At 35.7% G+C, this 25044-nt stretch carries 17 protein-coding genes; 14 read left to right on the top strand and 3 right to left on the bottom strand.

The genetic code is table 11. The annotated features are described in order from the left end of the window. Positions 1-95: 95 nt before the first annotated feature. The 7 genes from D612_RS17825 (at position 96) to D612_RS0103995 (ending at position 11318) form a co-directional block, all read left to right on the top strand. A complete protein-coding gene (locus tag D612_RS17825; protein WP_017754191.1) occupies positions 96-2624 on the top strand; it encodes an EAL domain-containing protein in 2529 nt (842 codons plus the stop codon). A 24-nt stretch (positions 2625-2648) separates the two neighbouring features. Beyond that, positions 2649-4211, top strand: coding sequence for a sensor domain-containing diguanylate cyclase (locus tag D612_RS0103970; RefSeq protein WP_017754192.1), 1563 nt, complete (start codon positions 2649-2651; stop codon positions 4209-4211). A 222-nt stretch (positions 4212-4433) separates the two neighbouring features. Then, on the top strand, positions 4434-5345 hold the full coding sequence (locus D612_RS0103975; protein ID WP_017754193.1) for a DMT family transporter: 912 nt from the start codon (positions 4434-4436) through the stop codon (positions 5343-5345). Positions 5346-5569: 224 nt separating this feature from the next. Further along, positions 5570-6487 carry a proline dehydrogenase family protein gene (locus D612_RS0103980; protein WP_017754194.1) on the top strand — a complete coding sequence of 306 codons (918 nt, stop codon included), beginning with the start codon at positions 5570-5572 and terminating at the stop codon, positions 6485-6487. Positions 6488-6571: 84 nt separating this feature from the next. Then, positions 6572-8119: an L-glutamate gamma-semialdehyde dehydrogenase gene (gene pruA, locus D612_RS0103985; RefSeq protein ID WP_017754195.1), complete on the top strand. Its 1548-nt coding sequence runs from the start codon at positions 6572-6574 to the stop codon at positions 8117-8119. 288 nt (positions 8120-8407) lie between these two features. Beyond that, positions 8408-9877 (top strand): sodium/proline symporter PutP, encoded by a 1470-nt coding sequence (gene putP, locus D612_RS0103990; RefSeq protein ID WP_017754196.1) that lies wholly within the window; start codon positions 8408-8410, stop codon positions 9875-9877. Between the two features lie 208 nt (positions 9878-10085). Then, positions 10086-11318 (top strand): PucR family transcriptional regulator, encoded by a 1233-nt coding sequence (locus D612_RS0103995; RefSeq protein ID WP_017754197.1) that lies wholly within the window; start codon positions 10086-10088, stop codon positions 11316-11318. A 121-nt stretch (positions 11319-11439) separates the two neighbouring features. Here the strand turns inward: D612_RS0103995 and D612_RS0104000 are convergent, their stop codons facing one another. Then, positions 11440-13002, bottom strand: a complete 1563-nt coding sequence (locus D612_RS0104000; RefSeq protein ID WP_017754198.1) for a sodium/solute symporter — start codon at positions 13000-13002, stop codon at positions 11440-11442. After that, positions 13002-13370, bottom strand: coding sequence for a DUF485 domain-containing protein (locus D612_RS0104005; RefSeq protein WP_017754199.1), 369 nt, complete (start codon positions 13368-13370; stop codon positions 13002-13004). The genes D612_RS0104000 and D612_RS0104005 overlap by 1 nt, the downstream gene beginning before the upstream one ends. 508 nt (positions 13371-13878) lie before the next feature. Here D612_RS0104005 and D612_RS0104010 point away from each other — a divergent pair. The 7 genes from D612_RS0104010 to D612_RS17835 all read left to right on the top strand — a co-directional run bounded on the left by D612_RS0104010 (position 13879) and on the right by D612_RS17835 (position 23891). Continuing rightward, positions 13879-14535 (top strand): response regulator transcription factor, encoded by a 657-nt coding sequence (locus D612_RS0104010; protein WP_017754200.1) that lies wholly within the window; start codon positions 13879-13881, stop codon positions 14533-14535. A 10-nt stretch (positions 14536-14545) separates the two neighbouring features. Then, positions 14546-16048, top strand: a complete 1503-nt coding sequence (locus tag D612_RS0104015) for a sensor histidine kinase (protein WP_017754201.1) — start codon at positions 14546-14548, stop codon at positions 16046-16048. A gap of 321 nt (positions 16049-16369) precedes the next feature. Then, positions 16370-17113 carry a sensor histidine kinase gene (locus D612_RS0104020; RefSeq protein ID WP_017754202.1) on the top strand — a complete coding sequence of 248 codons (744 nt, stop codon included), beginning with the start codon at positions 16370-16372 and terminating at the stop codon, positions 17111-17113. A gap of 218 nt (positions 17114-17331) precedes the next feature. Continuing rightward, on the top strand, positions 17332-18504 hold the full coding sequence (locus D612_RS0104025) for a tetracycline resistance MFS efflux pump (RefSeq protein WP_017754203.1): 1173 nt from the start codon (positions 17332-17334) through the stop codon (positions 18502-18504). Between the two features lie 212 nt (positions 18505-18716). Continuing rightward, entirely contained in the window at positions 18717-19982 is a 1266-nt protein-coding gene (locus D612_RS0104030) for a GntP family permease (RefSeq protein ID WP_017754204.1), read from the top strand. A 119-nt stretch (positions 19983-20101) separates the two neighbouring features. Beyond that, complete coding sequence (locus D612_RS17830) at positions 20102-22303, top strand: sensor domain-containing protein (protein ID WP_017754205.1); 2202 nt, start codon at positions 20102-20104, stop codon at positions 22301-22303. 379 nt (positions 22304-22682) lie between these two features. Beyond that, entirely contained in the window at positions 22683-23891 is a 1209-nt protein-coding gene (locus tag D612_RS17835) for a GAF domain-containing SpoIIE family protein phosphatase (RefSeq protein WP_017754206.1), read from the top strand. Between the two features lie 106 nt (positions 23892-23997). Here the strand turns inward: D612_RS17835 and D612_RS0104045 are convergent, their stop codons facing one another. After that, entirely contained in the window at positions 23998-25017 is a 1020-nt protein-coding gene (locus tag D612_RS0104045; RefSeq protein ID WP_017754207.1) for a 4Fe-4S binding protein, read from the bottom strand. Positions 25018-25044 lie beyond the last annotated feature (27 nt).

Below are 25044 nucleotides of genomic sequence, written 5' to 3' on the forward strand. Positions count from 1 at the left end.
ATGTACACGGTTGGTTACTATATTTTATAATGTATATATGGTAAAAATTTGTCGATTATAAAAAAATTACAAATCTCAGAGGAGACTTAAAATAAATGACAAAAAAGACTGAGATTCATACATACATAACATTAATTGCGGGATTGTTGATCTTTCTCGGTATTCATACAACGAACCTACATGTTGATATTGATTTAGAACCACAAATTTTCTTATCTGTACATACAATTTTAGAGCTATTTAGTATTTTAGTTGCAATGGGGATTGCGATACAAGCTTGGGTTATATTTCCGCATACACGTTCTAAGCATCGACTAGCATTAGGTGCTTTGTTTTTAACGATCGGTTTGTTTGATATTTTTCATACTCTTTTTTATAAAGGAATGCCTTTTTCTTCGAGTATTGTTACTGATGCGGTACCTACTTGGTTTTGGCTCATTTCAAGGTTAACTTTGTCACTTGGTATACTTATTCTTTTTAGTAGTGCGGACAAACAAAGTAATATAAAGCGTTTTTATGTGTATACAACTGTATTTATATTGGCTGGTTCCATTTCTGGATTTGTTTTACTCCAAGGAGAATTGCTTCCGGTTTTAGTGATTACCGGAGTAGGTCCAACAACAATTAATAAACTACTAGAATATTTTATTGCTATTTTGTTTTTGGTTACAATTGCTATTTTGTTTAAACAATATCGACAACATAAGAAGGATTCCTATCTTATTTTAATTGTAGCTTTAGGTTTTGCGATTTTTAGTGAATTAAGTTTAACAGTTTTTGTATATCCATTTGATTTAGCAAATCTAGCGGGACACATTTTTAAAGGAATTAGTTACTTTTTCTTTATGAATGGAATTTTTGCTGTTTCAATTGGAGAGCCTTTTATTGTTCAAAAACAAGTTCAACAAAAGCTACAGGAAAGTGAAAAACGGTTAGAAACGATTGTGAATACAATCCCAAATGGAATAGTTATTACTGACAAGGACGGACAAGTTATTTTTGCAAATAAAACTGCTGAGGATATGATCGGAATATCCCATGATGAGACGGTATATAAAAAGGAAGCTGACTCAGCTTGGACTATTAAGACAATAGATGGCTTAAATAATATTGAGGGGCAAAGTCCGGTTGACTTTATTGCAAAAACCAATAAGTCTATAAAAGATTCAATCTACAAATTAACTAAGGGAAATAATGAACCAACTACATTATCGGTAAATTCAACACCGATTCTAAATAATGACGATGAAATACTAAATACAATTCATTCAATAACAGATATTACCGACCAAATTAAAATTCAAGAAAAAATAAATTATTTAGCTTACCATGATGAATTAACGGGCTTGCCAAACCGTAACTTTTTATTAAAGTGTTTAGAAGAATATTTTAATAATATAAAAGGTACTACTGATACTTTCGCTCTTGTTTCTATTAATTTAAATCGTTTTAAAAATGTGAATGACTCATTAGGGAACGAAATGGGGGATTTATTCCTCAAAACAATCGCAATGAGATTGCGAGAGTTTCATAAGGAAGAAGTAATTCTAGCAAGAATGGTAGCAGATGAGTTTATGTTTGTATTGCCAAATGTAAAAGATATTTCTGAATTAACTCGCTATGCTAACAATATTCATCAACGTCTTGAGGAACCTATGATTGCGAAAGGATTTAAATTTCATATAACGTCCTCAATTGGAATCACTATTTATCAAGATGATATTCATGACGTGCAGCAGTTAATCAAGCAAGCACATATAGCCATGCATGAAGCAAAGAAAAATGGACAAGCTGTTATGGTGTATCATCCTGACATGAATAAAGAGTTATTTGAAAATATTTTCCTTGAAAATGATTTAAGGCAGGCGATCGCAAGGGATGAAATGATTCTGCATTATCAGCCACAAGTGAATATTGAAACAGGGGATATTATTGGAGTTGAAGCGTTGATTCGCTGGAATCATCATGATAAAGGTATGATCTCGCCAGGAAGATTTATTCCGTTAGCAGAAGAAACGGGGTTAATTATCCCGATCGGTAACTGGGTAATTGAACAGGCTTGTAAGCAATTAAGAGACTGGCAAAATAAAGGGATCGGTCCAATACGAATCTCGGTCAATCTTTCACTGCGTCAATTATTCCAAGAGGACTTAGTCGAAATAGTAGAATCTGCCTTGAAGAAATATAACATAAATCCGCAACATTTAGAGATTGAAATAACTGAAAGTATGACGATGAATATGGAGAGGGCTATTTCCATCTTTCAAAGTCTTAAAGCATTAGGAGTTCGAATTTCAGTGGATGATTTTGGAACAGGCTATAGTTCATTAAGTTATCTTTATTCGTTCCCAATAGATACATTAAAGATTGATCAATCATTCATCTCAAATTTATTTACTGATGAGAATAATAAACTCATAGTAGGAACGATCATTTCTATGGGACAAAATTTAGGTCTTGAATTAATAGCAGAAGGTGTGGAAACTGAAGATCAGGTGAATTTCTTACGAACATATAATTGTGTAGGAGTTCAAGGCTTTTTAATTAGCAGACCAGTTCCTTCTGATGAAATTGAACAAATGCTTTCGAAAAAAAAGATTCAGTTAGGAAGCTATTCTAGCTAGGTTTCCTCTGATGGGGGTATGGAATTGAAATCGATTCTATCTATTAAAAATCATTCAATTCGATTTTGGATTACAGCGTTATTAATATTCTCATTGTTACTTACATTATGTATTAGTATCTTTGTCAGCTATAAACTCACTTACAATACATTAATAAATAATACTCTTGAATCCAATCAAGGATACGCAGAAAAAGTTGCTAGCACAGCAGAGGGATTTTTTGTTGATGTAAAGAAAAAGCTTCAAGTTTCGGCAGTAGGATTTCCATTAAAGCTTGGCAACGATGATCAAGTCCAACGACGGTTGGATGAAATTCTAGGTAGCAGTAATTTTTTTAATTCAGTTGTATTTGTCGATGTGACCGGAAAAATAAAGAATATTGCACCGAAGACGTTAAAATTACAAGGGAAACCCTTTAATAAAACTGTTTTTTACCAAGCTAATTTGTTAAAAGGTCCATATGTTTCCGATCCTTTTATCGGAATGACAGACCGATTAATTGTTATGATAACAGTGCCAATTTATGATGGGAATCAGTTTTTGGGATTATTAGCTGGATCGATTTATCTCCATGAAAACAATGCCTTAAGCTCAATTTTGGAGACTCACTTTTATCGTAATGAATCTTATCTTTATGTTGTTGACCAAAAAGGCAGCCTAATTTACCATCCACAGCCTAAAAGATTAGGTGAAGATGTTACAAAGAATGAAGTTGTTCGCAAGGTGTTGCAGGGTGGAAGGGGAGCAGAGCGTGTTGTTAATACTGTAGGAGCCGATATGTTGGCAGGCTATGCACCTGTGGAAAGCAGTAATTGGGGAATTATCTCCCAGACTCCTACCGAGCTCGCCTTGATGCCGGCGAAAGATTTAGTTAAAAATATGATGTTATATTCAGGACCGTTCTTTTTGCTTTTGTTTGCGCTATCTTCGTGGATAGCAAAGCTTATCGTAAAACCGTTGAATCAATTATCAACTTTTTCTGAAAGGCTTTGTCATGGTAATCATGAAAAACCATTATCTAAAATTTCAACATGGTACAAAGAAGCGAAAACATTGAAAAACGCAATGATGATTGGCGTAGATTCGTTACGAAATCAAATTAATCATTTATCTGTAGAGGCCTATACGGACCCCCTTACAAAACTTTCTAACCGCCGGGCTCTGAAAATGATTATTGAGGACTGGATACAAAACGATATCCCTTTTAGTATGGTATTATTTGATATCGATCATTTTAAACAAGTTAATGATATTTATGGACATGTAATGGGAGACAAGGTTTTGCAATATATTGCCAACATTATGATGGACGAAGTTCGGAAAAATGATATTTGTTTTCGATACGGCGGCGAAGAATTTCTAATTTTATTGCCGCAAGCAGATAAAAATTTAACAAGTCAAATTGCTGAGCGACTTCGGTTGAAGATTGCTACACAATCAAGCCCGATTGGTGAGCCTATTACAGTATCAATTGGTATATCTGCTTATCCAGAAGATGCGAAATCCTCAACTGAGCTTTTACGTCTAACCGATGATGCGATGTACATTGCAAAAAAAGCTGGAAAGAACCGAACGGTGATTGTTTAAATAAATAAGGTTAAGCTTTAAAATAAAACAATGTGTTCTGCAATAGTTGAATGCGTGAGAATGCACTGTGAGAATAATATAGCTATAATAGATTTTTATAGAGTAGATACGGGTCAGCCCTGAGTTCAAGGCTGACTTTTTTCTCATTTTAATACTAGGAAATTTCTGTTAATATATTGATTATCTTTAAGATTATTAGACTATTTAGACAGGGATGAAAACATGGAAGCTGTATCAGTGATGTCAAAAAATAAATCAATTGGAATTTTTCTTGTTTTAACAGGTGCAATATTATGGGGGTTATCCGGTACAGTTGCCCAATATTTGTTCCAAGTTAAAGGTCTTTCGCCAGGTTGGCTCATTACGATCAGATTAACTACTTCAGGGTTGTTATTGTTGCTTATTTCAGCACTTAAATATAAACGGTCATTTTTGAATATATGGAAATCAAAGAGTGACCGCTTTCCTTTACTTTTGTTTGCCTTATTTGGAATGCTAACCGTTCAATACACGTATTTTGTTGCAATTGAAGCATCAAATGCCGCAACCGCTACATTCTTACAATATTTAGCACCGGCTTTAATTGCAATTTACTATGTTATTGTTAATCGAAAGCTTCCAGTCGGGAAAGAACAGCTTGCACTGATTTTTGCAATTGTTGGGACGTTTTTGTTAGTTACAAAAGGTACGTTAGAAAGTTTGTCAATTACAAAAGCAGCACTGTTTTGGGGAATTACCTCGGCATTTGCTTTAGCTTTTTATACAATACAACCGAGAAATCTGTTAAAGAAATGGGATTCAATTACAATCACGGGCTGGGGTATGTTAATTGGTGGTCTTGCAATAAGCTTTATCCATCCTCCATGGGAATTCCAGGGTTCTTTGTCTGTGGGTAGTCTGTTTTTTATTTTATTTGTTATAGTGTTTGGGACATTAATTCCGTTTTATTGCTATATGGAAAGCTTAAATTATATCAGCCCTTCTGAAACAAGTATGCTTGCTAGTATTGAACCATTAACAGCAGCGATTGTATCTGTGGCTTGGCTTAAGACTTCATTTGTTGTGATGGAATGGCTCGGAGCAGCTTTTATCGTGGCGACCATTATACTATTATCAAATCATAAACAGGAGTGAGAGGTTTAAACCTTCGCTCCTGTTTTTAAATTTCGTTAGTGGGAATACTCGTGACTTAAGTTGTGAGAGGTTCAAGGGTTTTCATTAATAACGTTAAAGTTGTATTTGTAGCTTTTAAACAAATAAACGCTCGAAATATTGTACGTTACTAACATTGTGAATACTGAATTACTAGCTGTAAAATTATTTATATGAACTTTTTATAAGCGAAGGGAGTGATCAACGTGGAAGCGCTTACTAGAAACTTTTTTCTTTATTTGTCAAAAAGCAAAATGTTAAATCATATTGCCCAAAATCGTGGCGGCAGCTTCGCTACTGGTAAAATCATAGGGGGAATAGATTTCAAATGCTCAATCCCAGTAATTAGAGATTTGAATAATAAAGGCTTAGCTGTAACTGTTGACCATTTAGGTGAATTTGTTGATTCTGCTGATGTAGCTCGCGAGCGGGCCGCTGAGTGTGTTGAAACAATTAAAACTATTAGCCGTGAACGACTAGACTCTCAAGTTTCTGTAAAAATGACATCACTCGGACTAGACATCGACCACGAGCTCGTTTATCAAAATATGACCTCTATTTTGGAAACGGCTGAGCATAATAAAATATTGGTAACGATTGATATGGAGGATTTTCCACGTTGTCAGGCAACCTTAGATTTATTTAAACAATTTAAAGTAAAGTATGAGTATGTAAGTACTGTTGTGCAGGCTTATCTATATCGTACTGAACAAGATGTTTTAGACTTAAATAAATTTAATCCTGCTCTCCGGATTGTGAAAGGTGCTTATAAAGAATCAGCAGATGTTGCATTTCCAGATAAAAAAGATGTAGATAATAACTTTATAAACATTGTAAAAATGCATTTGTTAAATGGAAATTACACTGCAGTAGCAACACATGACGACGCAATGATTAATTTTACAAAAGAGTTTGTTAAAGAACAGCAAATACCTACTAGTCAATTCGAATTTCAAATGCTTTATGGGATGAGAAGTCAAACACAATTAGATTTAGCTAAGGAAGGCTATAAAATGCGGGTCTACTTACCATATGGGAAGGACTGGTATGGCTATTGTATGAGACGATTAGCCGAAAGACCAGCCAATATAGCATTTGTCTTCAAAGGTATGGTTAAAAGCTAGGTTGCATAAACTCTAAAATGTTAGTCATTTATTGCGAAAAAATGTATATCACATTATTAAATTTATAATAAAAGGAGAGATTCGATGTACACACCGTATAAACATGAACCTTTGACAGATTTTTCAGTAGAAAAAAACCGCAAGGACTTCGAGGCAGCTTTAGAAAAAGTAAACACGTTACTGGGAAAAGATTATGACCTTATTATTGGTGGTGAGCGCATTACAACAGAAGAAAAAATCGTTTCTGTTAATCCTGCTAATAAAGCTGAAGTGATTGGTCGTGTTTCTAAAGCGAATAAGGATTTAGCTGAAAAGGCAATGGAAGCAGCATCTTCGGCGTTTAAAACGTGGAGAAAGTGGGATGCTGAAGCAAGGGCAGGAATTCTCTTCCGTGCAGCTGCAATTACTCGCCGCCGTAAGCATGAGTTCTCTGCGTTGTTAGTTAAAGAAGCGGGGAAACCGTGGAAGGAAGCAGATGCAGATACTGCTGAAGCAATTGATTTTATGGAATATTATGCACGTCAAATGATTGAATTAGCGAAAGGGAAGCCGGTATTAAGCCGTGATGGTGAACGGAATCAATATGTTTACCAACCATCAGGTGTAGCAGTCGTTATTCCGCCTTGGAACTTCGCATTTGCAATTATGGCGGGTACTACTGTAGCTCCAATCGTAACCGGTAACACAGTACTTCTTAAGCCTGCAAGTGCTACTCCAGTAGTTGCTGCTTGGTTTGTTGATGTTTTAGAACAAGCTGGTCTTCCAAAAGGAGTAGTGAACTTTATTCCGGGAAGCGGAGCTGAAGTTGGTGACTATTTAGTTGATCATCCGAAAACCGCACTAATTACATTTACTGGTTCACGTGATGTTGGTTTACGTATTTTCGGACGTGCAGCTGTTGTTCAACCTGGTCAAAAGCATTTAAAACGTGTCATTGCTGAAATGGGTGGCAAAGATACGGTCGTTGTTGATAAAGACTGTGACGTTGAATTGGCGGCGCAATCTATTTTTACTTCTGCATTCGGCTTTGCGGGGCAAAAATGTTCAGCGGGTTCGCGTGCGGTTGTCCATGAAGATGTTTATGATCAAGTTTTAAACCGTGTCGTTGAAATTACGAAAGCAGCGGTTACTGGTGATCCAGAAAAATATGAAACATATATGGGACCAGTTATTGATCAAGCTTCATTTAATAAGATTATGGAATATATAGAAATTGGCAAAAAGGAAGGACGCATAGCAGCTGGCGGAAATGGTGATGATTCAAAAGGTTACTTCATTGAGCCAACGATTATTGCTGATCTTGATCCGAACGGAAGAGTACAACAGGAAGAAATCTTTGGTCCTGTAGTAGGTTTCTCAAAGTTTAAGACGTTTGATGAGGGACTTGAAATTGCAAATAATACTGAATACGGACTAACTGGTGCGCTTATTTCGAATAACCGTGAGCACATTGAACGAGCAAAGCGGGAATTCCATGTAGGGAACCTATACTTTAACCGCAATTGTACGGGTGCGATTGTAGGTTACCAACCATTCGGTGGCTTTAACATGTCTGGTACAGATTCAAAAGCAGGTGGTCCAGATTATTTAGCTCTTCATATGCAGGCAAAAACAATTAGCGAAATGCTATAATTCTACATCTAAAAACTGTATTAAAATAATAAAATAAGGTATGACTTCGATTGAATTAGTATTGGTTAACGGACAATTCGGATTCCAACTAAAGTGAGGTCATACTTTTTCTTATGCATTAAATCAGTGTTTTTGTGTGTAAAAATGTCAGATAATTCACAATATAAAGACTTAAGAAAATATAGTAAAAAATTGTTCACAAATCTTTAAAATTTTTGTAATATAGAGTTATCAAATAAATTCTATGAAACTAATTTATCGGTTCATAGAATAAAAGGGAGGTAAACTATGGAAAATATTCAACTTCTTATTTCTGTAAGCGTATACATGATTGGTATGCTTTGGATTGGTTATTACGCTTACAAACGCACTTCTAATTTATCAGATTATATGTTAGGTGGACGCGGACTAGGTCCAATGGTAACAGCATTAAGTGCTGGTGCTGCTGACATGAGTGGCTGGCTATTAATGGGTCTGCCAGGGGCAATGTATGCAACAGGATTAAGCGCTTCTTGGATTGCGATAGGTTTAACATTAGGTGCATGGGCTAACTGGATTTGGGTTGCGCCACGTTTAAGGTCATATACGGAATTAGCGAACAATTCAATTACAATTCCTGGTTATTTAGAAAATCGTTTTGGTGATAAATCAAAAATACTTCGCTTAATATCAGGTTTTGTTATATTAATCTTTTTTACTTTTTACGTTTCCTCAGGGATGGTTTCAGGTGGAGTATTATTCAATAGTACGTTTGGGATTAGTTATCACACAGGATTGTTTATTATAACAGGTGTTGTAGTAGCCTATACGTTGTTTGGTGGATTCCTAGCTGTAAGCTGGACTGATGCAGTTCAAGGCATGATCATGTTTATAGCTTTAATTTTAGTACCGATTGTTACAATTATGGAAATTGGTGGATTAGGTACTTCTTTTACAGAAATTCGGACAATCGATCCTGCACTTTTAAATATTTTTACAGGTACTAGTTTCTTAGGAATTGTGTCACTTTTTGCATGGGGATTAGGTTATGTTGGGCAACCCCACATTATTGTTCGTTTTATGGCGATTACGAATGTAAAAGAAATTAAAAAAGCTCGTCGTATTGGGATGAGCTGGATGATTTTTTCTGTATTTGGTGCAATGTTTACAGGACTTATCGGTATTGCTTATTATTCAGTAAATGGAATGACACTAGCTGATCCGGAAACCATTTTCATTATGTTAGGACATATATTATTCCATCCGATCATTACAGGTTTCCTAATTGCTGCCATTCTAGCAGCTGTTATGAGTACGATATCATCACAATTGCTTGTTACTTCGAGCTCGTTGACTGAGGACTTATATAAAACGTTTTTCCGTCGTGAGGCTTCAGATAAAGAATTGGTGTTTATGGGACGTTTATCTGTTTTAATAGTTTCCATTGTTGCTTTAAGCCTTGCCTGGACAAAGAATGCAACGATTCTTGATCTTGTTGGTTACGCATGGGCTGGATTTGGATCATCCTTTGGTCCTGTTATTCTTCTCAGCCTATACTGGAAGAGGATGACAAAATGGGGGGCTCTTGCAGGTATGGTTGTCGGGGCGCTTACGGTAATTATTTGGTCAAACGTTGGATTATCAGATGTCCTTTATGAAATGATTCCAGGCTTTGCAGCGAGCTTATTAGCAGTATATGTTGTAAGTATTCTGACATCAAAGCCGTCTTCTGAAATTGAAAAACAATTTGAGGAGTTTGAAAAGACAGTAAAAAATTAATAAAAAAATAGTTTTTTCTCTTTAAAATTATAGTGAAACATATTTGTTTTCTCATTAATTTAATAGAAATGAAAATGCAACTCCTTCTATCTTATTTGGGTAGAGGAGTTGTTTTTTGATTACGAGATTCCTATTACGGCAGATGCTAATATTTTGCATACATGTTATGATATTGTTATTCATTTGGATTGCAAGGAGGCTGTAATTAATGAAGCAACAGTTAGCTAAGGCCTTAACAATATCTGACTTTCACAAAGTAGTTGAATATATTAGCCATACTTTGAAAAAACCTATTATATTGGAAGATGACGGGTTTAATCTTTTGTCTTATAGTTCCTACTATATTAAAGATTTTGATCAAGCAAACCAACAAACCATTCTTTCAAAAAAATGCCCAATATCGATTCTGGAAAAATTTATAGAAGAGGGTATTATCGATCAGTTGCAATCGATTACTGGTCCTTTTCGAGTCCGTAAAATTGAAGAAATAGGTCTTAATCAAAGAGTTGTTGTAAGTACACAACATAAACAATTGATTCTAGGCTATTTATGGGTTCAGGAAATTGAAAAGCTGCTTTCAGAACAAGAGCTTAAGTTTCTTGAGCAGGTTGCAATTCATATAGGAAAGCTATTATATAGAAATAACGTGGCAAAGCGTGAAAAAGATGAAAAAAAGGGACATTTTTACCGTCAGCTACTAAGCAATGGATATAAAAATGAAAAGGAACTTAAACAACAAGCTGAAACGTTAAACATAGTACTACCGCCAGTTGTAAGAGTAGTAGTGTTTACAGTTGCTGCCGAAGAGGATGATTTGTTTGACCAACTAAAGGAGACAGTGCAGTCGTATTTAAATGTAACGCTTTGTGCTGTTGAATTAATTGTTGATTCTCGAAAAGTCATTGTGATTCTGGGGGATAGCTTCAAAAATAGTTCGTTACAAGTACAAGCAAATGAATTGGTAATTAGAGTTATTAAGAGCTTTGAAACCAACTACTCTATCAAAATATTTGCCGGTATTGGCGATGAATATTTGATCTCTTTATTGAGTAGTAGCTACCAAGAGGCGATCGAAGTCATAAAGGCTGCAGAATTTTTAGGGCAACAAGATCATATGGCATATGAGTATCAAAAACTAGGAGTTTATAGGTATTTACAAGTATTAGCGGATCATAATCGCGATTCTCAATATGTTAATCCATTGTTATTACAATTACAGCAAAAGGACCAAGAAAATCAAACAGAGCTGCTGAAAACAGTAGAAGCTTACTTATTAAATAATTGTAAGGCAAAGCAGACTGCAGAATATCTTTTTATTCATCCCAATACCTTGAATTACCGAATTAAACAAATAATTGAGCACACTGGGATAGACTTTTCAGATTTTAGTATGAACTGCCAGTTGTTTATCGACTTGCTACTATTAAAACAACAAAAGTAAATAACTGGAGGGACACAGTGGGTGCCAGGGCGGTGTCCATAGAGGTTCCTGACCCCGGCAAAAAATGGAAAATGACTTGTCCGTAATGGGACAAGTCATTTTCCGTGTTATGCGAAGTTTATTACGCTGCTTCGTTTTCTTTTGAATGTACAGTTTTCATAAATTCGTTAACGTCTGCTGGAACCTTGCGGTCTAGCTTTGAAACAATATATACAGCCAAGAAGCCTGCAGGTACTGTAATAAGGCCTGGGATTTTGAATTGTAATGCTACTGGTAATGTTTCTACAAAGAATATGCAATACATTGAACTTAGTAATCCAACAAGCATTCCGGCAATGGCGCCTTTTTCAGTCATACCTCTCCACCATATACCAAGAATGAAGATTGGTGCAAATGTACTTGCTGCAACGTTGAAGGCTAATCCTACTAGGTGGCCGATGGATGCTTCTTTAACTAACAAGCCAAGTGCGCCGTAGAAGAAACCAAGGAATACAATTGCAATTTTACCAGCCCAAACTCGGTCTTTTTCAGTAAGTTTTTTCTTTGTGAAAGTTGCATATAAGTCATGTGCTAGTGCTCCAGAGCTTGCGATAAATAATCCTGAAACGTTCGAGAAAATGGCCGCGAACGCACCAGCAATAACTAGTCCAAGTAACCACTTACCACCAAGAGCTTCCGCAGTTGATGGAATGATCATGTTTTGTCCACCTTTCACCATATCACCAATAATTCTTGGATCAGTTGAAGGATCAAGGAACATTGCACGACCAACAGTACCTAAATATACTGCAAAGAAGAAGAACACACTTGCAAGCACAATTGCCATTAAAGCAGAGCTACGTGCTGCTTTCGCACTTGGATTCGTATAGAATCGAAGTAAGATGTGCGGAAGGCCAATTGTACCAAATGCTAAACCAATTGTCATTGAGACAGTTTGCCAAAATGATGGGAAGTAAAATCCTGTGCCTAACCAGCTTGGGCCGTCTACAACAAGATCTTTCCCGTCTGTTGTAAATTGACCTGTACCAGCTAATGAACCCGAAAAGCTACCAATTGTAGCTAAAATTTTATCGTAATGTAGACCGCCCCAAACCGCTGCAGCTACCATCAAAATAAAAGCGCCAAGACGAATCCAAAGCTCAAGTGCTTGGTTAATTGTTGTTCCCTTCATTCCACCGACACCAACATAGAAAATCATAACGAGACATGTAAAAATAATTCCAAATTCATAGGTTGTACCAAAAAACATACTCAAAATTTGTGCAGCTCCTAATAGCTGAGGTGCAGCATAAAAACCTGAAATTGAAAATACAACTGCAACAGCGACAACACGGGCACGCTTACTATGGAAGCGGTGTCCTAAGAAATCAGCTACAGTGTACGCACCGAAGCGACGCAATGGACCGGCAACAAAAATAGAAAGAAGAACAAGTCCAATTGAGAAACAGAATGCATAGTAAGCGCCATCATAGCCAAGTGTGAATGTGAGACCGGCTATCCCTAAAAATGTTGCAGCACTTAAATAATCTCCCGCAATCGCTGAACCGTTCATGAACCATCCAAACTGCCGTCCACCAACAAAATAGTCAGATGCTGTTGCGTTTCGCTTAGTTGCATAGGTTATATATACGATCGTTCCAAGTAGAATAAAGGTAAATAAATATTTTGGTTCTAAAAATTCCACTAGCTAATCCCCCTTTCGACCGAAGTTGTTTCATCGGTAGTAGTAAGACTTTCGTAATTTTTCAAACGTTTTTCATATAAATTAACATGAATATAGGCAATAATTACTGCGACAGCTAATGAACCAATAGCTGTCATAAACCAACTGATAGTCATGCCACCCCAAAATTTTGTTAACATCAATTCACTTGCATACCAATTTAAAACTGGAATAGAAAATATAAATGCGAAATAAACTAAACTTAAGCCAAAACCTGTGCGAAATTCACCTTTCATGATTTTATCAGTTGCTGGATCAAGTGGCTCCAATTCAGAAATATCTACACTTCCTGCTGGTACGTAATGTCTTTCTTTATATTCAGCTGCCATTTTCCTTATCCCCCTTATTGTAGAAAATTGTAGAAATTCGTTACCCTCTAGTAATAACACCTCCCGAAAAGGTAACACTGTTATACATCAACCATTGTAATGATAATTTTTTAGAAATACCTTACAATTTCTTGCTCTTTTTAAAGTGGATAATATTTTAAATGTTTTGAAAGATTAAAAAAGACTGAAATATTCGGATAAAAGCCTTCATAATTCAGCCTTCTTAGTTCAGTTTTTAAAAACTTTATAGCGAAGTTACTGCCTTCCCATAAAATTATCCAAAATACATACCAGAATATGCAGTCTGTATTTATCGAGTTATTTCTTATCGTTATAGGACTATTAGGTCATTTTATATGAACAGTAAGTAGGATATTTGTAACAAATATGTTCTATAACAAATTGAAATATGTCGAATTATAAGGTAAAATCGTATAGGTAGTTATTGGGAGTAAATGGTTTTTATAATAAAATATAATTTGATAGTTTTCCATTAGGAGGGGACTCAATGCCAATCCGAATCATTATCGCTGATGATCATGCCATTGTGCGTTCAGGATTAGAAATGTTAGTAAATATGCAGGATGGTATGGAAGTAATAGAAACTGCATGTGATGGTGAAGAAGTTTTTCAAAAGGCTGTTCAGTTAAAGCCGGATATAGTCATTATGGATTTAAACATGCCACCTGGTGAAAATGGTTTATCTGCAACTAGGAGGTTGAAGGAAGCAGCCCCCGAAATTAAAGTTCTTGTATTAACGATGCACGATGATAAAGAATATATTTTCCGAGTGTTGCAGGCTGGTGCGTCTGGATATATCTTGAAAAGTGCAGAAGATATGGATTTAATCAATGCTATTCGGACAGTGCAAAGAGGCGAGGCTTATTTGTATCCAAAAGCACAAAAGCTTTTAATAGAAGACTATATGAACCGTATCTCTCAAGATGGTAGTGATGATGTGTTTAACCTGTTATCGACTAGGGAGCAGGAAGTACTTGAATATATAGCCAAAGGTTATACGAATAAAGAGATTGCTGATATGCTCTACTTATCGGTTAAAACGATTGAATCGCATAAATCAAAGATAATGGAAAAGTTGCAATTAAGAACGAGACCTGAACTAGTTCGTTACGCTTTAAAACAAGGGTTACTAGACTTCGTATAGTGGTGACGTTATGCACGCTTTTAACAAAAATGAAATAAGAACAATTTTAATTGCAGGTGCTGCAATTTTAATCTTTTTTATTACAAGATTATTACATACAACGATTTCTTTTTTTTATGATCCGTCCTATTATTTAATTTCTCATACGCTGCTAGAGCTATCTAGCGTATTTGTTTCCTATGTAATATTTATCCATGGGTTGTTAACAGCATCGTATTTTCAGTCTAGGAACAGCTTGAATTTTGGATTATTATTTTTTGCGATCGGCACCATTGATTTATTTCATACCTTATCTTACAAAGGGATGCCATTTTTTCAATCTGAATATTCAATCCAAATCGCAACGTGGTTTTGGATTGTAGCAAGATTTATTGAGAGCATCGGTTTATTATGGTTTATTATAAGAAATAATGATAGCAAGGTTGAAGCGATAGAGAAAAATATTAAAATCTTTTTGACTTTTTTCTTTTTGTTTATTGGAGTATATGGCATTTTATCTTATGCTCAATTTTTACCTGTTCTTGTCATAGAGGGTGTTGGAGTTTCAAATTTTAAAGCAAATATGGAATATGCAATAAGTATCATTCATTTTATAACGTTGTTGATCATTGCAACCCAATATGTTACTGAGCGTGTTCCGAGGAAATTGACTATTTCTCTTGCCGTAGTTTTTCTTTTAATAGGTGAATTAGTTTTTACCCTTTATCGAAATGTGTATGATATGGATAATTTACTAGGTCACTTATATAAAGCAACCGGTTATATTTTTCTGTATTATGGTATTTTTTATCCTCAGTTTAAAAGAGTATTCATAGAGCGGGAAAAAGCTGAAAATAAATGGATTCTTGCAGAAGAGCGCTTAATTGAGCATGAAAAAAAGGTAACGTCACGTATCATCGATGCACAAGAAGAAGAGCGGAAGAGAGTATCGCGCGAATTACATGATAGTATCGGCCAATCATTATATAGTATTTTAATGTCATTAAAATTATTAAAGCAGGTTGGCGCAGATCAGAAAATTTTGGAACAAATTGAAAATGTAGAGAAATTAACTAGCAGTTCAATGGAAGAAGTGAAGTCACTTGCCTTTCAGTTACGCCCAAGTGCGTTGGATGATTTAGGATTATTTTCGGCAATTCGGACACATATTGAAAGGTTTGAAAACACTTTTGGAATAAAGGTAGATTTTGAAGTGAATGGAATAAAACAGCGCTATTCACCTGAAATTGAGGTAGCACTTTATCGGATTTTCCAAGAGGCACTAAGCAATGCGGCCAAATATGCAGAAACTGAAAAGATTACTGTAAGAATAAATAGCGGCAAAAATAGAATCGAGTTATATGTTATTGATGAAGGCATTGGCTTTAATGTTAAAGAATATGAGAAAACACGAAAAAATAAAGGAATTGGTTTATTTAGTATGAAGGAACGCGCACTTTTAGTAAATGGGTCTGTCGATATAGAGTCAATCGAAGGATTAGGTACAAAAGTAAAAGTAGTGGTTCCTTTATAAAAAAGTGATTAGTAGGAAGAAGGTCACGAGCTGATCTTCTTTTTTTCTTTGATATAGGCAGTTTTTTTAAACGAAACTAGGGAATCCCCTGATTGAATGTTTTTTGAAAATTAGAAATAATATTAAGTAAGCATTATTATGGAGAAATAATGCGAGCTCTATTTATTGTTACAGTATGGAAGCGTTTAATAAAGAGACAAGTGAACGGCTGCGTAATGATTCAAAATAGGGCGAATTCAAAAGGGGTTAACAAACTGCCATTATATCGGCTACTAATGGTAGTTTAAATAAAGGGGGAATAATTATTTTAGGAGGGAAAAAGTGGATAAAATTAATCCTATTACAAATAGTACAGAGCGAACTACCGAGGTTGAGGATAGGATTGAGTTAATTGACAAATATGAGAGCATCAAGGAACAATATTTTAACACGGAAAAAATGCTCTTACGAGTCTTCGATGAACAAGAAAAGCATAAGAAACAAGTATCGGACGAATTATATAATGTTATCGGTCAGACATTATATGGCTCGCTTATTGGTTTAAAAATGGCACTTAAAGCAAATATTGATGATAGTTTAAAAGAATATTTGACTGGTGTTATAGAAACAACAAACGATGTTCTTCATCAGGTGAGAAAACTTTCATTTGAGCTATTTCCGTTAGCTGTTGAGGATATCGGTTTTATCGAAGCGCTGAAATCGTATATTAGGACAATCGATAATGATAACACGCCTATCCAATTAATTGTTAGAGGAACGAGGATCAGATATGAATTAGAGAAAGAAATGCTATTCTATCGTATATGTCAACAAACATTATCGTTACTTGTAGAAGTACTTTATGCAGCTAACCTAATATTAACAATTACTTTTGATGAGTTGAGTAGAGGAATTTTGAAATTTCAGTTTCAATTTAACGAAGGCGAAACGGGAGTAACTAATGACTTACTGAAGGAAGGCTTGGCGATTATTCACAAAAAGATTGAGACTTGGAGTGGAGAAATGAATATTTACAATAATTCGAATGAATTTCGGAAATGGACGATTGAGGTTCGAGTTCCTTAATATAGAAAAGGGTCTATTCGTAAAAAATAGTCCCTTTTTTGTTTTTTTTTGCTTAAAAGGAAGGATTAGGATACGGGCAATTTTTAGTGGCAGGTTACGTTTGCAATTGAATAAGAAAAGTCTATGATTTGCTCAATGAACATAATAGAAATAAAATAGAAAATAATATATGCTAATTGGAAATAAGGTTTTCTTGGTTGTAGAATGGAGGATTTATATTGAGAGATAAAAGAGCATTGCCTATTCTCTTTTTGATAATGTTCCTTGTTATGGTTGGGTTTGGGATTATAATCCCTGTACTTCCTTTTTTTGCGGAGGAGATTGGGGCAACACCGACACAATTAGGGCTATTGATGGCTGTATACTCTTTTATGCAGTTTTTATTTGCTCCAATGTGGGGACGAATCTCTGACCGAATTGGTCGTAAACCGGTCATGTTAATTGGTATAGCTGGACTTGCTCTTTCCTTCTTTTTATTTGCAATGTCAACAGAGCTATGGATGCTTTTTGGTGCTCGAATTATTGGGGGATTTTTATCTTCAGCTAATATGCCGACCTCAATGGCCTATGTTGCGGATATTACAACTAGTGAGGATCGTGGCAAAGGGATGGGTATAATCGGGGCGGCCGTTGGCTTAGGGTTTATTTTTGGTCCAGCAATTGGTGGTGTTTTTTCAGAAATTAGTTTAAATATGCCATTTTGGATTGCTGGTGCTGTATCATCACTTACTTTTTTTGTTGTATTATTTATACTTGAGGAATCTCTTCCTACAGACAAAAGAGCACAGTCTATTGCAAAGAAGGATACACCGTGGCAGACCGTGAAACAGCCTCTAGGATTTTTATATTTCTTATCGTTTTTTATTTCATTTTCGTTAGCAGGCTTAGAAGCGACTTTTGCCTATTTTGCAGCTGCACGGGCAGGTCTCGATTCAAAAAGCTTAGGGTATATTTTTATGATAATGGGCTTTGCGGGTGCTGCTGTACAAGGCGGCTTAGTAGGCAGGTTCATTAAGAAACATGGTGAAGGGAAGGTCATAAAAGCAGGAATCGTCGTTTCTGTTATCGGCTTTTGTTTATTACTACTAACAAAGGATTTTATAACAGCTGCTTTCTTTCTAACCATTTTTGGTCTTGGAAATGGTGTGATCCGTCCTAGTGTGTCCTCGTTATTAACGAAGACGAATGCAGAAGGCTATGGCGGTGTTACAGGAATGCTTTCTTCCTTTGATTCACTAGGTAGAATTCTTGGACCACCGATTGCAGGTGCTCTCTATTCAGTAGCTATTGGGTTACCGTATATCGCAGGAGCAATAATTTCTGTTGGTGCTTTTATGTTATATCAAGTATATGAGCGCGTTGTAAAAAATGAAATTGTAACAAGTAGATAAACTAAGTACATAAAACCTATACTATGTTCAAAAGGGCTTCTCAAAAGGAGCCCTTTTTTAGTTGTAAATTTAATAGGGTTGTTGAGTCAAACAAGGTGGATTTTTATACAAAACATTCAAAATAATTCACTAATTTCGACATTTATGCTATTGTAAGCATTACATTAGTGACGAATTTTAGTGGTTTCACGGTTAATAGGGGGAATTAAATAATGGGAGTTGATATTCAAGTAAGTTCGTTTGGAACGATAGCAGGTTTAATTATTGCGATCGTCTTCATTTTAAAAAGGGTTGCCCCGCCTGTTGCAATGATGATAGGGGCACTTGTTGGCGGACTAATGGGCGGCTTAGCATTCTCTGATTCTGTCAATATAATGATTGATGGGGCAAAGGGGATGACCGGAATCGTGCTTCGGGTCTTAACTGCTGGGGTGTTAGCGGGAGTATTAATTGAATCAGGAGCTGCAAAAACTATTGCAGAATCCATTTTACATAAACTAGGTGTGAAGAAAGCGTTGCTCGCTATAGCAGGTGCGACTATGATTTTAACAGCCGTTGGTGTTTTTATTGGTGTTGCTGTGTTGACAGTCGCACCAATTGCACTTTCAATTGCCAAGCAGGCAAAGCTGTCTAAACTTGCTGTATTACTTGCAATTTCAGGTGGCGGGAAGGCAGGGAACATTATGTCGCCAAATCCGAACACGATTGCAGTGTCTGAAGCATTCAGTGTACCTTTAACATCGGTGATGGTGGCTGGAATTATCCCTGCTTTACTTGGACTTGCCATTACTTATTTAATGGCGCAAAATCTGAAACAAACAGGGAGTCAGGTAGAGGAAGTGGATATGGAGGAAGGAAACGAGGAAAAGCTTCCATCGCTTTTCGGAGCTTTATCGGGTCCAGCAGTTGCTATTTTTCTATTATTATTGCAGCCGGGATTTGGAATTTCCATCGATCCTTTAATTGCTTTGCCAGTTGGCGGGATCGCTGGGGCAATTGTGATGAAAAAAACTAGAGATTTAAATTTCTATATTACTAGTGGAATCGATAAAATGTCAGGAATAGCAATATTGTTGCTAGGGACAGGTACATTAGCAGGCTTAATTTCTCATTCAGCATTAACTACTGTTATTACGAATTCGATAGAATCTCTTGGTCTACCGACCTATTTAATCGCTCCAATTGCCGGAATTACAATGTCTGCAGCAACGGGTTCAACTTCAGCTGCCGCAGCAGTTGCTGGTGGTGCATTTGCTCCAACCATTATTGAAATTGGAGTTAGTGCTTTAGCAGGGGCGGCAATGGTACATGCGGGAGCAACAGTATTAGACCATATGCCACACGGAACCTATTTCCATATAACTCGTTCAAGTGTAAAAATGAATATGCATGAAAGATTTAAACTCTTGCCTTATGAGACGGTTATTGGCATTGTTATGGTAATCGCTTCAACGATTATGTTTGGAATACTACATTAATTTGGCCTGGATTTGGCCTGGAAATTATTAAGTTTCCGTTAATAAATAAAAACTTTGCGGAAATTTGTAGAATTCCATGCTATATTTGTAAAAAAGGTTGTTTTTGGAGTGGAGTATTCATGAACGATTACAACATCAGTCGTACTAATAGTAATCTTAACAAGCCTAAGCGAAAACAATATCAAATTGCACCACTAACCGAAGTGTTAGACCAACTTACAAGTATAGTTAGTTTTTCAGATATAACATTTGATGACTGTAAAAAACAGCTCACCCAAATACTCGAATTAATGGGAGCTGTCGATCAATCTGTTATTATTGGGATAACTGATACGGCAGGAAGAATTATATATGCAAATGATATGTTTTGCCAAATAACGAAGTATACACGAGAAGAATTAATAGGTAGAAATCATCGCATATTAAAGTCTGACTATCATGATAACTTATTTTTTAAAAATATGTGGGATACAATTGTTGCGGGTGAAAAGTGGGAAGGAGAAATAAAAAATAAAGCAAAGGATGGTACCCACTATTGGGTTAAAACGACAATCGTTCCGATTTTAAATAATGAAGGAAAACCATTTATGTATATCTCCATCCGCTCAGAAATTACTGAAGGGAAAAAGGCACAGGAACAATTATATTCAGCACTACAAGAGGAATATCGACAAACTGTAAGTGCGCTTGATACGATCATTTTTAAAGTAAAGAAAAACACGGATGGAAAAATGTACTTTACTTTATTTGCTGGTAAACTTGCCGAAAAATTAGATTATAGTAACGAAGATTTTCATCATAAAACCGCAGAGCAAGTTTTCGATAAAAAAGATGCGGACTATTTATATCAACAATTTCATCTGGCGTTTAGTAATAAAAAGGTAAATTTCAAGCTCCATATAAAAGGGAAAACACTATTTATCTCTTTATCTCCTATTGTTCTTGATGATGTAGTTGTTGAGATTGTCGGAAATGTGTCAGATATTACTGAATTAGAAAAGGCCCATGAAACGATTAATGATATGGCCTATCATGATGTTGTTACGGATCTTCCTAACCAACGGTTATTTAATAACGACTTAGATAAAAAGTTCAGGAAAGTTCAAAAGCGAACGGAGCCGTTTGGAATATTATGCCTAAAAATAAATGGGTTTACAAAGACAAACGAATTACTAGGGCATGAGGTTGGAGAAAAATTAGTTTGCTCAATTTCGACCACTCTAAAAAAGGTTGTCCAATCATTTGGTGTTTTATATCGCAGTGAAGGAAGTCGCTTTTTAATTATTACAAAAACAATTGAAAGTCCCGACCAGCTAAAAGACTTTGCAGAAATCATTCAAAAGGAAATAAGTAAAATTCAGCAAATTGACAATCACGAGATTCGTTTAACGAGTAATATCGGAGCTAGCGCTTATCCAGAGTGTGGGAATGATCCGCAGCAGCTAGTGAAAAGTGCTTATATCGCATTAAATTACTCAAGATATAAAGCTTTTTGTAATTATAAGTACTATACAATGGAAGTGCACAACTATTATCAAGAGAATGAATTGCTTGAACAAGCTCTTAAACATGCGATTGAAAATCATGAGTTGTCGTTACATTATCAACCGAAGGTTGATATTAAACATAATCGCATTATTGGTGCTGAAGCATTAATTAGATGGAATTCACCACAGTTAGGGTCAGTAAGTCCGGCGAAATTTATCCCGCTTGCTGAAGAGACAGGTCTTATTTTTGCTTTAGGAGAATGGGTGTTACAAGAAGCGTGTCGACAAAATATGGAATGGATTTCAATGGGGTATTCCCCGTTAAAAGTGGCGGTTAATATATCACCGCTTGAATTACAGCATTCCATGTTTATTCCAAAATTACAAAATATTCTAGAAAGAACGGGTCTAGACCCTAAGTATTTAGAAATCGAAATCACCGAAAATAGCATTATGAATGATCAAGAAGAAAGCATCGAGATTATAAAAAAATTACGAGATCTTGGTGTGACGGTTGCAATTGATGATTTTGGAACAGGTTATTCATCTCTGAGCTATTTAAAAAAATTTCCAGTCAATTCATTAAAAATTGATCAATGCTTTATTAAAGATGTCATGCAAACACCAAGCGATGCACAATTAGTAATCGGGATGATCAACATTGCCCATGTGTTTGGATTAGAGGTTGTTGCTGAAGGAGTGGAAACTTTAGAAGTAGCTGACTTCTTAAAAAGTTATCATTGTGAGCAAGTACAGGGCTATTATTACAGTAAGCCAATACCAGCAGATAGATTTGAAGAAAAATTTCTAATTATGGCGCATGCTAGTTTATAATATTTGCAAAGAACCATTCGTTCGGTTTCCAAACAAACGAATGGTTTTTTTTATGGTTAAGGAAATTAAAAAATTTGATCCTGTGGATAAATACTATAGGACAGAGAGAAGTCGTCCAGCTCCAGCGCCCAGCGACTAGTAAACTTTGCTCATCTCTTTTGCGATAAGTCAACATCGACTCGTCCCTCGACGTGCTTTGTTTATCTCAGTCGATGTGCTCTTAGTTTATACGTCGCTAATCAGGGCGCCTATAGCTTTTGTTCTTGAAGGATTATCAAAAAGTGACCATAGTAGGCGAGATCTACCGTATATTAAATGCTAAATGATTCCAATATTGTTATAATAATACTAAAGTAATAGTTATTTTGGGAGGGATAAAATGCCCGAGAGTATAATGGTAAATTCATTATCAGAAAAGTTTAATGAAGCTACTTTAAATGCATTTAAATTATTAAGTCACTCAATTGGTGTACGAACCTTCTTTGTTGGTAAAACGACGGAAGAAACCTATTCAGTATTAAAGGTGTTTAATAATAATGGTTGTTTAGTTGAGGAAGGGGTATCAGTTCCGATAGAGGAATCTTATTGCAATATGGTCTTCAGAAACGGCCATATTCCCGTTATAATTGACGATACCTCGATGCATCCAATAACAAGTCAATTACAATTAACAAAAGCCGCCAACATAGGTTCCTATCTAGGTGTCCCGATAATTTTAGGAGATCATTCAATGTTTGGAACTCTTTGTGCAGTGGACCCTGCTCCTTATAAATTTACGAGTGCTGATCTCGAGCTGATGCAAACGTTAGCCAATTTCATTGGGAATGCAATTGATTTAGGGCAGGCATATGAACGGATTTTAACGGAAGAACAAAGAGTACAAACAGAATTAGAGATCGCCAAAAAAGTGCAAACAAGTGTCTTGCCTGAATCGATTGACTGTGATAATTTTAAAGCTCATTCATTCTATCAATCTTCTGAATCGCTATCAGGGGATATGTATAGCTGGTTTCAAATAGCACCATCTAAGTATTGCGTCATCATAATAGATGTAATGGGACATGGGGTGTCTGCTTCCTTGATCAGCATGTCAATCCGTTCTGTATTGAGGAGCCTAATCACAACAATAATTGAACCTGAATTGGTGATGCAGGAATTAAATCGCCATATTTATTTAATGTTTAATGTACATAACCAAACAACATATGCAACGGCAATTTATTTGGTTGTAGATACAGTAGAGCGAACAGTGGAGTATGTGAATGCGGGTCATCCATATGGTCTATTAGTAGAAGGAAATAATTCCATTACTTTGTTACATGAGGGTTGCTTACCTTTAGGTATTTTTCCTGACTTAAACGCAAAAAAAGGTACTATTTATTATGACGAAGCAGCTACTCTCTTATTATATACAGATGGTTTAATTGATTTAATTGATCCCTCCATTGAGAAAGGGATTGAAATTTTAAAGTCATTATTAGAAAATCAGTCAAATAGTATAGAGGTAATAAGAGATATTCAAACGACGTATATTAATGGGAAAGTGTTAACGGATGATGTATGTTTTGTTGCGCTAACGGCTAACTAAAAGGAGCCAATGAGTTATGTGACATCCAGTTGATAGATTGTGCCTACGAATTGGATGGGCATTTTTGATGGCTCCTTTACGTTATGGTATGCTGTTACGATTTAATTTAATGACCAATGTAATCGAGTAATGGAATAAGCTCCTGAAAATCTTGGTACGTAATTGTCGATTGCCAATGGCCTGTTAATTTTGCGACAATAATGGCGCCAAAGAATACTGCCAAAAACGCACTAGGTATAACCCACTTATTTACTTTTTTTGTTGCGACTGTCATGTTTAATGTATCCTTGACTGGACAGGCTTCGATGCAAGAGAAGCAAGCCGTACATTCCGGTGTCATAACTGCTTTCTTTTGTGCTACTTTTATACCTTGAGGGCAAGCTCGAGTGCATTGATTACAATCAATACAAGTTAGTTCATTTCGTTTAATTTTTGATAGTTGAAATAATGATCCTAAGCCAATTAATGCACCATATGGGCATAAAAAGCGACACCAAAAGTTTTTGATAAAAAGTGATAATAGCATAAGGATAACAATTACTTTTAATGAAAACGCACTAATTTCAAGGAAAAATAACATCATTTTAATATCTGCAATTTTATTATATGGGCTATTAATAAAGTCTATTGATGCGATAATGGGCATATCAAATATGATCACTTTAGCAAAAGCTATGAGTAATAAATATTTCAGCGAGGACAAAATAACAGATAACCATTTTGGTGGTTCAAACTGCTTTTTAAATAAATTCTTCCCTATTTTTCCAAGAAACTCACTCATAGTACCAACGGGACATAACCAGCCGCAAAACGCTTTGCGAAATAGAATGCTAGAAAAAACAATAATCGTAAATAATACGAGTCCAGCAGGGTGTATCATGTCAAATTGTCCTGTCGTAACCCATACTTTAAAAGCTACAAGTGAACTAATCGGCAAAAAACCCTCTACAGCCCCAGGTCTTTCAACAAATGGTTCTACTCCCATTGAGGCAAAATGGTTGTAGAATTGGTAAAATTTCCAACCTACATACAAAAGAAAAAACGAAAATAATAGTTGGACCGTATTTCTTGTCCACTGAATGGGTTTTCTTTTGAATTTTCTAACAATAGTAGCTTTATTGTACATTACGAACCACACCTATCTAAATATATC

Origin of the sequence: Calidifontibacillus oryziterrae, from assembly GCF_000331575.1 — a bacterium.
In the GTDB taxonomy this organism is placed as follows: Bacteria; Bacillota; Bacilli; order Bacillales; family Bacillaceae_J; genus Calidifontibacillus_A; species Calidifontibacillus_A oryziterrae.